This is a genomic window from Pantoea sp. ICBG 828 (assembly GCF_002928355.1).
Lineage (GTDB): Bacteria > Pseudomonadota > Gammaproteobacteria > Enterobacterales > Enterobacteriaceae > Pantoea > Pantoea dispersa.
The window spans coordinates 1-12,726 of the sequence record NZ_POWN01000015.1 but is presented as its reverse complement, the minus strand read 5'-3'; the positions used below and the strand labels follow the sequence as shown (position 1 = coordinate 12,726).

Annotated in this window: 13 protein-coding genes; all 13 read right to left on the bottom strand. The window is 60.0% G+C overall.

Translation table 11 applies throughout. The annotated features are described in order from the left end of the window. Positions 1 to 4: 4 nt before the first annotated feature. A complete protein-coding gene (gene traG, locus C1Y43_RS22630) occupies positions 5 to 3,034 on the bottom strand; it encodes a conjugal transfer mating-pair stabilization protein TraG (RefSeq protein ID WP_104189789.1) in 3,030 nt (1,009 codons plus the stop codon). Positions 3,035 to 3,096: 62 nt separating this feature from the next. Beyond that, positions 3,097 to 4,464: a conjugal transfer pilus assembly protein TraH gene (gene traH / locus C1Y43_RS22625; protein WP_104189787.1), complete on the bottom strand. Its 1,368-nt coding sequence runs from the start codon at positions 4,462 to 4,464 to the stop codon at positions 3,097 to 3,099. 65 nt (positions 4,465 to 4,529) lie between these two features. Further along, positions 4,530 to 5,045 (bottom strand): ATP-binding protein, encoded by a 516-nt coding sequence (locus C1Y43_RS22620; RefSeq protein WP_104189785.1) that lies wholly within the window; start codon positions 5,043 to 5,045, stop codon positions 4,530 to 4,532. Between the two features lie 11 nt (positions 5,046 to 5,056). Next, the gene (locus C1Y43_RS22615; RefSeq protein ID WP_104189783.1) at positions 5,057 to 5,356 is read right to left on the bottom strand and encodes a hypothetical protein; all 300 of its coding nucleotides are present in this window, start codon (positions 5,354 to 5,356) and stop codon (positions 5,057 to 5,059) included. 32 nt (positions 5,357 to 5,388) lie between these two features. After that, complete coding sequence (gene trbB, locus C1Y43_RS22610; RefSeq protein WP_104189781.1) at positions 5,389 to 6,012, bottom strand: F-type conjugal transfer protein TrbB; 624 nt, start codon at positions 6,010 to 6,012, stop codon at positions 5,389 to 5,391. Continuing rightward, entirely contained in the window at positions 6,009 to 7,103 is a 1,095-nt protein-coding gene (locus C1Y43_RS24200; RefSeq protein ID WP_233209876.1) for a hypothetical protein, read from the bottom strand. Before C1Y43_RS24200 ends, trbB begins: the two co-directional genes overlap by 4 nt. Continuing rightward, a complete protein-coding gene (gene trbC / locus C1Y43_RS22595) occupies positions 7,100 to 7,726 on the bottom strand; it encodes a type-F conjugative transfer system pilin assembly protein TrbC (protein ID WP_104189779.1) in 627 nt (208 codons plus the stop codon). The genes C1Y43_RS24200 and trbC overlap by 4 nt, the downstream gene beginning before the upstream one ends. Positions 7,727 to 7,736: 10 nt before the next feature. Next, positions 7,737 to 8,729 (bottom strand): conjugal transfer pilus assembly protein TraU, encoded by a 993-nt coding sequence (gene traU, locus C1Y43_RS22590; protein WP_104189778.1) that lies wholly within the window; start codon positions 8,727 to 8,729, stop codon positions 7,737 to 7,739. Beyond that, positions 8,726 to 9,067 (bottom strand): hypothetical protein, encoded by a 342-nt coding sequence (locus tag C1Y43_RS22585; RefSeq protein ID WP_104189776.1) that lies wholly within the window; start codon positions 9,065 to 9,067, stop codon positions 8,726 to 8,728. The genes traU and C1Y43_RS22585 overlap by 4 nt, the downstream gene beginning before the upstream one ends. 151 nt (positions 9,068 to 9,218) lie before the next feature. Then, positions 9,219 to 10,436: a hypothetical protein gene (locus C1Y43_RS22580; protein WP_104189774.1), complete on the bottom strand. Its 1,218-nt coding sequence runs from the start codon at positions 10,434 to 10,436 to the stop codon at positions 9,219 to 9,221. Positions 10,437 to 10,446: 10 nt separating this feature from the next. After that, positions 10,447 to 10,800: a hypothetical protein gene (locus tag C1Y43_RS23750; RefSeq protein WP_146068685.1), complete on the bottom strand. Its 354-nt coding sequence runs from the start codon at positions 10,798 to 10,800 to the stop codon at positions 10,447 to 10,449. Positions 10,801 to 11,134: 334 nt separating this feature from the next. Continuing rightward, positions 11,135 to 11,419 carry a hypothetical protein gene (locus C1Y43_RS22570; RefSeq protein WP_088518010.1) on the bottom strand — a complete coding sequence of 95 codons (285 nt, stop codon included), beginning with the start codon at positions 11,417 to 11,419 and terminating at the stop codon, positions 11,135 to 11,137. After that, the gene (gene traW / locus C1Y43_RS22565; protein ID WP_104189770.1) at positions 11,416 to 12,174 is read right to left on the bottom strand and encodes a type-F conjugative transfer system protein TraW; all 759 of its coding nucleotides are present in this window, start codon (positions 12,172 to 12,174) and stop codon (positions 11,416 to 11,418) included. The genes C1Y43_RS22570 and traW overlap by 4 nt, the downstream gene beginning before the upstream one ends. Positions 12,175 to 12,726 lie beyond the last annotated feature (552 nt).

The window sequence follows — 12,726 nt, the reverse complement described above, 5'->3', positions numbered from 1 at the left end:
TTACTTATCCGGCACGCCGCCTGAGTTCCTTTAGTTTTTTATCAAAGTCGTTTCCAAGACTTTCTCTGGGCTTCTGACCTTGTTCGTTTAACTCTTTATCATGACCAGCTTTGAAACTACCCTTAGCAGCATCATGCTCATGCCTCAGTATATCACTGGACGTCTGAACAGTGGTTTTATTTTCAGCGATTTTACCGTCATTTTCCCTGATTGTTTCCATCAGGCCAGATCTTTGTGCTGCAACCTTGTTGGCCACGCTACTTTCAATGCCGGCACCCGACGCCTTCTCGCCCACGCGTTGTGAGCCACTGCGAAAATCTTCGCTCATGGCCTGCGACGGGGCACCTGCCGGCGCGGTCAGATTACGTTCACGTGTCTGCACGCTTTCCTCTGTGACGCCGCTGCCGCGTCTCTCCGCAGACGAATGCTGGCTGGGATGAGACGCCGTGCGGACAGCACCGCCGCTGACAGCTTCCGGCACGCCAACCCTCTCAACACCACTACTACGCGCTCCCCCCGGAACGTCCAGTGACTGAGCCGGCTGCAGCGGCTGGCCATTCACCTGGTCAGTCCGGGCGCCGTAGTTGCGCATTATTTCCGGCTCAAGCCGCTCGTGCATAAACTCGGTGGCCGCACCCTGCGCGCTCCGGACGTTGGTCAGGATGTTTTGCGCGTCGCTGCCGTACTTCGCCGTAGTCCAGTCCACGAACTCCTGATTGTAGTTGGCGTCCAGGCTAGCGCTCTGAGTCTGCGACAGCGTGGCCATGCGGCTGAACTCCTGGCTGCGCGTGCTGCTCTCCGTATACTGATGGTACTGACTTTTTGCATCGTTGAGCGTCGCCGCAAACTGCTGTGCCAGCGAGTTCGACTGGTTGTCCGTGTGGCTGCCCGACTCGCTCAGACGGGTCGACGTCACCATGTCCATGCCCTGACGGAAGTCGCGCGCCTCCTGGCTGTTCTGGTCATGACGGTTATCACGGCCCTCCGAATGACTGTCCTGCGTGCCGTGAGAACTACCGGTAGTACGGCGCAGATCAGCGCTGATATTACCCTCACCGCCGGCGCTGAGGCCTGTGGCCCACTTACCGAGTTTCCCGGCCAGCTGGTCGCCGGAATCAAATTTCACATATCCCCTGACACCCGCACCGGCGCTCCCCTGATTGGTGATATCCATCAGCTGGTTATACGCCTGCTGCTCGGAAACGTTGTGCGACTTCGCATAGCTTTCCACCGCCGACTGCATTTTGCTGACCCCGCGACTCACACTGGTGGCCACGCTGTTGTCGCTGCCCTGCGTGACGGTGTCGCTGTTGCCGCTCTGCTGCGTCAGCTGGTTCATCTGCTGGAAGCCGCTGGTCACGCTGTGGTTGTAGCCATCCAGCGAACTTTGCGCCTGCTGCTCCGCCTGCCGCGCCTGTTCGGTGAACCCGCTGCTGGCCAGCGAGCTCAGCCGCATGCTCACCGGCAGGTTGGATATCGCCTGGCTGGTATCCACCACCGTGTGGCCGTCCGCCGTCTGCGTCATCATCGCATTGTTGCCGGTCTGGATGCTCTGCGACCCCGAACGGCGGAGCATGTTGGTGTCAAACTTGTTGGCGCTGACGTTATCCATCGACATGTTGTTAAACGACCAGTTGCCGTCCGCTGTGGTGGACGCCTGCCCGCCGGTTGCAAACGCAGCCGAACTCATCACGCTACCCACAACCTGCGAGCCCACTGACGCCGCCCCTTTGGTCAGGAAGAACGCCAGCACCGGAATGGACATACTCAGGTAGCCCGCGATGTTGGCCGCGTCCGAATGCTGCAGCGCCACCTGGTCCTGATTGGCCAGCACCAGCGGCGTCGCCCCGGTTTTGGTCTGCAGGTAGAAGTTGGCCAGCGAGTTGAGGATGGCGAACATCACCGGCCACATCGTGAAATAGATAAACCCGCCCGCGTACAGCTTCAGCGTTTTCAGTCCGAAAATATCGTGATTCACCAGCGCCAGCGCGATCACCAGCGGGAACAGCGCAATCAGGACCAGCATCATCAGCGACTGGAACATCGGCAGCGTGCGCGCGGCAATAACCCCGCCCGCACCCCAGCTGATGCGCTGCTTGGTCAGGCTTGACTCGGTGGCGAGGTTCAGCAGGTTGGCGGTATCCGACGATCGTGCCGCAAAGCCCTTCCAGCCGTCGCGGATGGCCGCGTTGGTAATGTTGTTGCGCATGATCTGCGAGGCGCTGAGGCCGCCCGCGTAAAAGAAGTTGTAACTCTCGTCCATCGCGTTGCCGAGCAGCGTATCCCCGCTCACGCGGGTGCCGAATATACGCGTGGCCAGCGCGTGCCACGTCGTGCCGCCGATGCGCACGTCCGCACCGATAAGGTTTTTGATGACCGCCGCCGCCTGCTGGCAGGTGATAAACTGGCGTCCGCCGCCGGTATCCTGATACAGGCCGCGCAGCGGGCTCGGGTTATCGGTGATCAGCGTCAGCGGATCGGTGCTATTGAGCAGTTGCGACACGGTGTACTTGTTGTTCAGCAGGATGTCGCCTACCACGCAGTTCTCCACGTAGTCGGTCAGCATCTGCGACAGCTGCGGGTTCTGCGAGCGGAAGTCCGTGGTCTGCGCCACGATCTGCGAGCCGAACAGCATGCCCGACTTCGTGTAGGTCAGCGAGTCCGGACGCGAGAAGCTGTACTCATAGAGGCGCGCCAGCCCGAACTCCGTGGACGTGGTCAGCCCGGCGATGAAGGCGAGCCCCGCCGGCACGTTGTCCACTTCGTACACCGCCGCCGGGTCCGTGACGTCGACAATCTGCACGCTGCGCTTCGGTACGAGCAGCACTGAAGTGATCACGAAGAAGACGGCCAGCCAATGGAGAAATACCGTCGGGTTGCGCGATTTGACAAAGCTGAACATTACGCCCAGCACGCCAAACAACCCGACGATGCGCTTCAGCGTGTCGTACGTGTCGCTGCCGATGACGGTGACAACGCCGTTGAACACCTGCCGCCACATGTCACCGCCGTAAATGGTCCAGACTTCAGTCATGACGGATACCCCGCTGAGAATTGCCCTGCCAGAACGCTGCGATCTTGTCCGGCACCGTAAAATCAGTCATTGCCGGTCCCCCACTGATAGTTGCCCTGATAGGACGTTGAGATAATGGTCGATACCTGCTGCTGCAGGTACTGCATGTTGCGATCGATGCCGTCCAGCGCATTCTGGTCGGCGGTCGACTGCAGCTTCATCTGCGCCAGCAGTGAGGTTGCGGTCATCACGTTGTTACGCAGCTCGCCGGCGGCCTGCTCCGGGAAGTTTTTACCCGCCAGCGACTGGCTCGCCTGCTTCACCAGCTCCTGCAGATACTGGATCATCATGTCCTGCGCGATGAAGTCCGCGACCTGAATCAGGTAGGTCGGGCTCATGCCCATGCTGCGGGAGTTGGTCAGATACTTGAGCACCGGCACCGAGGTGGTGTTAATGAAGCCCTTTTCCCTGTCCGACAGGCCGGTATCAGCACTGAGCTTGCTGTCGATGGAAATCATCAGGTTGCGCACCTGGGTGACCAGCGCCACGTCGCTGCTGACCGTCACGCTGGTAACGGTCGGACCGAGGCAGAGGTCCTGCTCGTCGCAGCCGTAAATCTTCGCGGTGCCGCCGCGCATCAGCACGGTGATGATGTCGCGGTTATCAACCAGCGGGGTCAGGATGGTAACCTGCCCGTCCTTGTTGAAAATGATGGAGCCCACCACGCTCATCACCAGCTCCTTCAGCTGACGGTTGCCGTCGAACAGGTGATTGCGGCCCAGCGCGTCCCAGATGAGGTTTTTGTTTTTCAGCACCTGGTCTTTATCTTTATCCGGGGCGCGACTGGTGACGCTGTCACCCTGCCCGCCCACCGTGCAGCCCTGACGGGACGCCGCCCAGTCAGAGAAAATGTTGCTCTCGCCGGCAATGTCCTGGCAGATTTTCTGATTGGACACCTGCGACACCGGCCAGAGGCCGCCGATGATGCCCTGTGCGGCCTGACAGGAGCTCATGTTCATGGAGTTTACGTCCGAGGCCAGCTTCTGCAGGAAGTCTTTGGCCTGCTTGAGCTCCGGCACCATCGTCTGCAGCGCGAGGTCAAAGGCGTAGCCGGCGGCGTTACTCATAATCTGCTTCACGAACCGCTGCAGCTCGGCGCCGTTGATAAAGGAAAACGCCCCGAGGTAGGCATCGATGCCGCCGCAGCCCGCGTTCAGCGAGGGCACCTGCATCGAGATGAGTTGCACCTGTTTGACGGGGTTACGCAGATAAACCGAACCGCCGGTGAAGTAGCCCGCGGCCTGCCCCTGCCACGCCTGCGCTTTTGAGACGTTGCCGTCAAAGCCGAGGCTGCCAAAGTAACCATTGAGGTCGCCTTGCACGTCGGCCAGCGCCGGGCTGCTGATGACCATCGCCGTGGCGGCGGCCAGAAAGAACTGCCTGAATTTCATGTGTCAGAACTCCGTAGCGGGCAAAGAATGAACTGCCCGCACTGAATGAGATAAACAGGCTGCGGTTATTCAGCCTGATGCAACGTCACGGAATGGCGGGCCTGGCTGGCGTAACGAAACGCCGCGATCGTCGTGAAGGCTCCCGGGTCGACAGACAGCTCTCCACGCCGTGCCGGATTGGCCGGGACAAGGGATTCCTGCGAGAAGATAAACAGGCTGACGCCCTTATCCCGTAGTTCGGTGAGCAGCGCGCTGAACGCGCGGCCTGCATGCTGCGGAAAAAAGCCATCGAGGATGAGGACCTTTTTCCTGCTGGCGACCAGCCGCGCGATGATGTCATCCCGTTCTGCTTTAAACTCTTCCGGCGACAGCAGCTCGTAACAGAACCAGTCCGCTTTAAGCTTTGTGGCCAGATTATGAGCAACGGCTGACTTGCCGGTTCCGGTCGTGCCCTGCACGTAAACGTGCCCACCACGCGTGCGCCAGAGTTCAGTCAGCACCCTGGCATGTTCTTCCACGTTCAGCTGCAGCATTTTTTCCGGCGTAAGGGCCCTGAAAAGGGCATGCAGGTTTTTTTTCATTTCAGTCAGTCTCAGTGAAGGTGCGTGCCGGGGCGGTAAGGGCCGCGGTCAGTCATGAATCCGTGCCGGCGCAGCGTGATGCTGACCAGCGCGCCGCAGCCAAAGCCGCCGGCAAGGGCAAACAGAAACAGCAGCGGGTAGAGCTGCAGCCCGCTCAGCAGCAGCGCATCGGTGCCGTAAGCGACACTGGCGGGCAGGCGGGCAAGGTCGCAGGCAAGCCAGGCGTAAATCCCGGCCGCCGCCAGCATTGAGGCGCAGACGAGCAGCAGCGCCGTCTCGGTTCGCGAGAGCGTAAAAGGTTGTTCCGTCATGATTTTTTCCGTATGCGGTGGGGCCGCGTGCGTTACTGCGGGGTCAGCGAGGCGCTGCTCGGTACCGGGCCCAGCGTGTCGGGCGGCAGGTGGTCAATATCGGCCTCGATCATCTGCGCGAGGCGCTGGCTTACCGTACCTATGTCGGTGTCGCCCTGATAAAGCGGATAAGCCATGTTGGTATTCACGTTGACCATAAAGGTGGTCGGCGTCGCGATGGGCAGACCGTTGCCGAAGAACGTCAGGATCTCGCCGGCAATGGGCTCGTTCGGCCCGGCTTTACGCGGAATGAGCGCCACCGGGAAGGACGTGTCGCCGTAGCCGTCAAGCGTATACGGATACACTTTTATGCCGGTTTCATCCGCCCACGCCTTCAGTTTTGGATCAAACTTCGCGCTGTACTGGCAGCCGCGCTGCATGAACACCACCACCGCGTAGTCGTTGAGATTTACGCGCCGGCCGTCGGTCAGCGTCATCAGATTCGGCGGCTTCGCCGGCGCTGTTCGGGCAGGCAGGTTACCCGGCAGCCCGAAGTCTGGCAGCTGAGCCCCCTGCTGCGCCTTTGCCTGCTCCAGCGCGGCGATTTCGTCGGCTACCGAAGCCTGTGCCAGCACCGGTAGCAGCAACGCTGCCGCCAGCAGAACCTTAAGCCTCATGATGGCCTCCCGGTCCGCTGCGCGCGCGGCGGTGCGCGATGATCCCGAGGAGAATCCCCAGTGCCATAAGGACAAAACACGCCACCGAAACGACGATCAGCACGTCGTACGTCAGGCTCTCGGAATACGTCAGCAGCTGGCGCAGGCAGTTGAAGATAATGCCCGCCATAAACAGCGTGACGATAAGCGGCAGCCACAGGGAAAACCATCCTGAAAACATAATTGCCGTTACTGGCGGACCTGACTATCCCGTCACGCCCGGAGTCCTGGTGACCGTCAGTGTGGTAGCGTATGTATAATGAAACTATCTGGCCTTTAGTAATGCGCTGCGGTGTGAGTGCCGCCTGTCCGCTATTGTTTACCGTGATATGATCTACCGTGAGGTCGAAAGCTTTCATGGTGTACCACAGTCGATTGCCATCCTGACTGTGATAGCCTGGCGATTTAGGGTACAGGAACTCCCACGTTCCTGCGCTGACAACGCCGGACTCTGGCGCAGTGAAGTCATAGCGCACCCAGTAATCATCCAGAAGGACTGCTGTAGAATTCGCAGCGTCAAGTACGAGCTGGGTGTTAAACGTTTCCGTCGAACCCGTTACCTGAATGCTGCCGGTCCGTGCACACGTCTGCACCTGTGCCACGTCCCGGTCGCAGCTGTAGTTCTCAAACACCGACTTTGACACCACTTTCGTGGTGCACTGCTGGTTCGTGCCGTCCACGATGGAGCCGCTGTTCGCCTCGGCGTTTTTGCCGTTCTGGATAAAGTCGGCGTTCGGGTCGATGGTCACCGCCGGGTTCTTCGTGGACGAGTCGGATATTGCCTGCCCGGCCTCGTTCTGGCTGAGTTCGGTCTGGCCCTTATCGCTGATGCCACCATCTCCGCCCTGCACCCCGCCGTAGTAGCCGCTTTGCGATGGGCTTGATGTGTAGCCCGGAATAACGGACGCCGGGTCGGTGCCTTTTGCTGCCGATGTTCCCTGACCTTTGTTTGAGCCGGCATACCCCGCACCGGCGTTATACGCATCGCTGACGTCGTCAGCACGAACCCCGGCGACTGAGAACAGCAGCAGGATGAGTAGCAGTCGCTTCATCGCGCGCCCTCCGCACTCTGCAGCAGCTGCGCCGCCGTGGCTGAACAGTCACCGCGCTGCTTCACCTCTTCCAGCGCCTGCTGCACCGGCAGGCTGCCGTAGAGCACGTCAAACTTCCCGCCGCAGGTCACAACCAGCGCGGGCACCGCCTTAATGCCGTACTGCTGGTACAGGGTCGGGTCAATCTGCACGCCCGCCTGTTTGTCCTTCTTCGACAGTTCAAACATCTTCTCTGCGGTCTGGCGGAAGTCGTTGTTCAGCAGACCGCGCAGGGTAGCCGGAATGCCGAAGCGGCGGGCATCAGAGAGCATCGGCAGCAGCCCCTCCTCCGGAATGCCCAGGCTCACGAAGTACACCGCGCGCGGGGTCTGACGGGTAGCGCTGTTCTGATCCGCCTGTCCGGCGGCTATCTCATTCTGCATCTGCGCAACCCGCCCCTGTTGCACGTCCGGCAGGGTGATGTTCATGCCCTGCAGCTGACTTTTAAACAGCGCGAGATCGCGCTGCTGCTGTTTCATATACGCCATATCGTCGCCGGCAATCGCTGGCTGATCAGCTGCGCCCGCGTCCGCGCAAAGCAGAATGGCGCTGAAGGTCAGCGCCGTAATGAGTAAGGTTTTCATGGTCATTCCTTTACAGGTATACGCAGTTGCGCTTTCGCCACATCAGGTAGCCGAAGTTTTTCTTTGATGCGGGCGTGTTGTGCGTGCTGCCCCACAGCTGCGTGGTCGTGCCGAACGGGTGGCAGTCCGAAGGTTCGGGGTACATGTTCACCATCTGATACCGCCATCGGGACTTGGGGATGATCGGGGATGGATATTCGTAGCACACCGCCACGTCCGCCCCGACCGTCTCCATGACCAGTCCCTCGCGATGCAGCTTGAACGCCATGCGTTCGCTGACCAGCAGCGAAGCCTCCAGCGGAGAAAACTCGTTGCTGGTATAGCCCGTGAACGGATACATCGAGCCCTGTGCACCGGCGCACCAGAACAGCGGGTCCAGCGGCATGCCCGCGGTAGAAGCGATTGAGTCAGCCGCGCAGGCGCCCTGCGCCAGCAGGTTACTGAAGAGCGCCACTTCCGGATTCAGGATCATGGCAAGCGTGCTGTCGTTCCAGAGCGGGTCCACTTCAGACAGGTAGGCAATGTCCATATCACCGGTCTGCATGCAGCCTTCACTGGTAATAATGTTCAGCCAGAAAATCAGCGGATACTTGTACCAGTGCACGTGATAGAAACTTCCGGGCGTCGGCGCGTCGCTCTGCCCGCCACGCCCGGTGCCGGTGCGTCCGAGGTCGATTTTAAAGCCCCCCATGTTCACCATGACGCCGGGCTCACGCGTGACGTCCGTCATGGCCAGCGGCTCCCAGAAGCCGATGGCCAGCCCCAGCCGGTAAAAAATGCCGTACGGGCAAAGCTGGATTGGCGAGGCGGGATTGGGTGTATCAGGATGCGCGCCGGATGCCAGCTGAATGCTGCCGAGCGTCATGGGAAACAGGCACTTCCAGCAGACGTCACTGATCGGATTCACCCAGCGGCCGTCGCCGGCGTTGCTGGTTGCCGCCATCACCGGCTTTGCCATAATGCCTGCTGTCAGCAGGCACAGTATGAGGAGAAAGCGCTTCATGCGTCCTGTGCCTCCGCCTTTCGCCGCAGCCAGACGCACACCGGGCCTTCATCCGTATCGTGGATGCTGCCGGTAAACCAGCCCGCGCCAGGGGGGCCGGAAGGCTGCCACTGACTGCAGTTACCGGTTTTCCGGAAAATATCCATCATCCATTCAGGCACGTCGTTTTCCATCCAGGTCGTCGCCGACTGCAGATTGTGTTCATCAAGCCAGGCTTCAAATTCACCAGGCTGCGGATAATCATTGCCGCCTGCCGGCAGGAAAAAAGCAGGATGCGTCCAGCCGCCCCAGCGATCGCGCACGACCGGCTGAGCCGATATTTCAGCGGGGTGTGTCATAAGAGGAAATTCCGTGGTTGCGGCAGCCGGGCTGCCGGGGTCAGACGTTAATCAGGCCTGCCTGCGGGGTGCAGGCTGAGGCGTACCGCAGCGTATGCGAGGAACGAACAGCCTGCGCTGCGCGGGGAGGAATAGGTTAGGTGCCGTATTTTTATTCACCTCCGGAACCGGCCTGGTCGTTTTCGTGCCGAAAGGTACGAAAGGCCCAGCCGCCAGCCGCTTGCTTTTCTGCTTTTTCCGTGATGCCCTGCTCCAGCGCTGCGGCCAATTCCGTGAACCTTTCGACAAGCTCCTCATTCTTAGCCCAGGCATCCGCCTCGAGGACGGCCCACAGACGGTCCTGCTTCACAGCGCTGTCAGTGTTCAGACCCTGATGCCATTTCCATGCAATAGGCTCCACGCAACCGGTTGGCGTCTCAGCCCGGAAAAAAGGAGAAGTGAACGTCATCACACAGGCGTGGGCTGACCACAGAACTCCCCCTCCACCGCGCCCAACTTCATCTTCTTGTTTCTGCCAGCCCTGCATTAACCCCATATCTTTGACATGGTCAGGTAAAGTCTGCGGTCCCCTGCGGGGGCCGCCGTAGAGGCAGTCAATGCTGCTCACCTGGTCGTTCCAGTAAAGTTCTTCTAATAGGTTTTTTCCGTAGTTCCTGAGAAATTCCGGTATGACCGACTGAAGCTTTCCAGGAGCCACGGTACAGCTAAGCGTGACCTGCCGCAGGGGTTCATGGCCTTCACCGTCATTTGGTATGGCGGGGTAAGAGCAGTAGCACATGCCACACTGCTCATGCATAACCACGCGGTGACGCTCGGGAAAGTTACTCATCCTGTATTTGAGGTGACTCAGGAAAAACGACAGCCCCCGGTTGGGTAACAGGCTGTCCGTCTGTATCAGAACGGTCAGCCAGTCCCGATCCTGATTCGGCCTGAAATCCCGGAATTCATCTATCCAGTGCAGTGTTCTGACCATCTGGAAATTATGCTCGTAAAATGTCAGCTCTCCTTCGGGGCACTCCTTCAGCTGCCAGTTCACACCGTTCGCACTGCCTCTAAGTTCGCCTGCAGATTCAGCGGGTGGGTGACCTTCAAACCTGTCTGCCAGAGCCTCTGCCATGTCGGGGATCCCTCTTTGCAGACCGCCCGGCGCGGCCGATAGAATCAGTCTGTATTTCGTCAGTATGCCCCTCGCTTCTTGAGGACAATCCTGTTCGGCGTTTTCCAGGTCATTCCGGCGCAGGGGCTGTTCTTCAGGAGGAACCTCTTTACGACCACGCGAACTTTCAAGAAGAAAGTTAACAAGGTTAATTAACCCTCCCCCTGCCAGCACACCTATCAGGGACAAAACACCTATTTCGGTTTGCGTCATATTCCGCTCCTCACTTCGTTACCGCATCGTCAGGTAGCTGGTCCACCTCACGCCTGATGACATACCAGCCGGCCGCCTCTGCGCCCCGCTGGCACCAGTCCGCCCTGCTGCCCGCGTAACCGTCCTCCGCCGCCTGCAGCTGCAAATCTTCCAGCGCCGCTTCACTCCGCAGCGGCGTAATATGCTGCGAGCGCGCTTTCACAATTGCCCCGCCCGCACGGGCCCGCACGGCGTGTGGTAACGCCACTTTTGCCCGTGCATCGGTGCCGAAGGTGTAACCTTCCGCCTCAATAGCGGCTGCGAAAGCGGCCAGCAGCTGCTGCCAGTACGCGGTTTCCTCATGCGCAAGTGCACGTGCAGCCATCGCCGGACTGCCGAACGGCGCCGGTACGGGAACTGACGTTCCGTGGCGAACGCTGAATGCATCACTCCGATCCGCCTGTTTTGCAGGGAAAACCCTGCCCAGACGAACCATCACAACGGACAGCACCAGCAGCATAAGGAATAAACCGACCGCGGGCAGATGATCCGTCAGGTCACCGAGTGCACGAATACTCGCCGGCGAAAGCGAAATTTCCGCGCGACACGTAGGCTCCGGCGCGGGCGCGCTCCAGACCGGCTGCACGGCTGGCGCTGCATTCTGCTGCATGGCGGAGACCTCTGAAGATTTCCAGTCATTAACCAGTCGCGGAAGCAATTCATTCTGCATGAGGCACCCCCGTCAGCACCGTCATGCCGTACTGACGCATGACCTCCCCCACGTCTTTGTCGGTGAGTGAGGCCAGTACGATGGCCGACCGGACCTCTCCGCTGCACGCCAGCAGCGTCTGCAGCGCCGCGCGCATAATCATCGACTCCGAGTACAGCGGGAACTCGGCGGTCATGCGGCGCAGCCCGGATTTGTCGTCGTCATCGAGGCGCACCTGTGCGACATGACGCTTTAACTTCTTCGGGGCCGTCTGCCCCCGTGCGTTGTGACTCATTTCAGCGCCACCTCCTCCACCTTCAGCATCCTGTCCGCGCGCGTGATGCGCACCGGCGTGTGCTCAAAGCCGAATTTTGTTGTTAACGTGCCGTACTGGTCGAAGTACACCGGCTCATCCAGCGCGATGCTGCTGTCGTGCACGTTACCGTTGACCAGAATGACCTTATAATTCTGCTGCCCGGCGAGCTGCGGCTTCAGCCACGCCATCTGCTGCGGGTTGTCGCCATCGATGAAATACAGCGTCTCGCTGAAGGCGACCTTATCCAGCGGGTTGACCCTGTCTCCCGCCCGGGCGATGACGTTGCCGCGCATGTCCCGGATGGTTTCCCGCACCGTGAAGGTCGGGTCATACAGGAATGCCCTGTCCGTTTTCGCCGGCGTCAGGCCGGCCACCGGCGCGGGCCTGACGGCGTGGGCCTTCACCCGCGCCTCGGCCTCGCGCTGCAGCCGGTCCAGCTCACCGCTGTCTTTCATGCCCTGCAGGCGCTGGCCGATAAAGGCCAGCAGGTCGGGCTCGGCAATGGGAAACAGGTGGCCGATGGTGCCGAGCTCTTTCGCCTGCGCGGACCAGATACCCTCCCAGTCCTGAAACATGAATTCAGGATCGTCTTCTGAGGCATGGAGGTCGCGGCAGGCTTCATGAAACTCGTCCTTCTCCTCAAAGTTCGTGAGATCGAACCACTTCCCGAATATGCTGCCGCAGTTATATTTGTGATAAGTCCCGACGTATACCGCTGGTCCGTTAAAAGTCATAAGCAATCCTCCGCAGTCAAAGTTGTCTCAGTTCCGGCCTGTGCCGTGCCTGAATGACAGCCCGACGAAGAGACGCAGTGGTCAAGCGGGACGAGGAGGCCGCAGCGCCAGCGAGCGGAGCCGTGATTACGCACGGCGCTGACGCGAAAACTGAGCGGAAGCCCGACGGAAGTAAGCGCGGCAGAGGGAGTGCGAACGGGCGAAGGAGGCGCGCTTGACCACAAGGCGATCGGGCTACAGTGAAGGCACGGCACTGGCCGCAGACCGCACGGGCCGGGTTTTCTGCCTTTCCCCCGCCTACTGGCGGATAAAAGCGGCGCGCAGCAACATCGTAATACTTCGTTGTCCACAACCGGCGTGCATATCCCGGCCGGAACCCTGTGGATAAACCCCTGCCGACAGCGGTAGCAGTGAAACAAAAAATAATGGTTGAAATATAACCACTCGTTGGTTATTTCAGGTGGCTGCGTATCAGTGCAGCTCGCCGGCAAAGAGAAAATCAATCCCCCTAATCAGTATCCCTTCATTCGCTGGGCTGGCACCGATTATGAA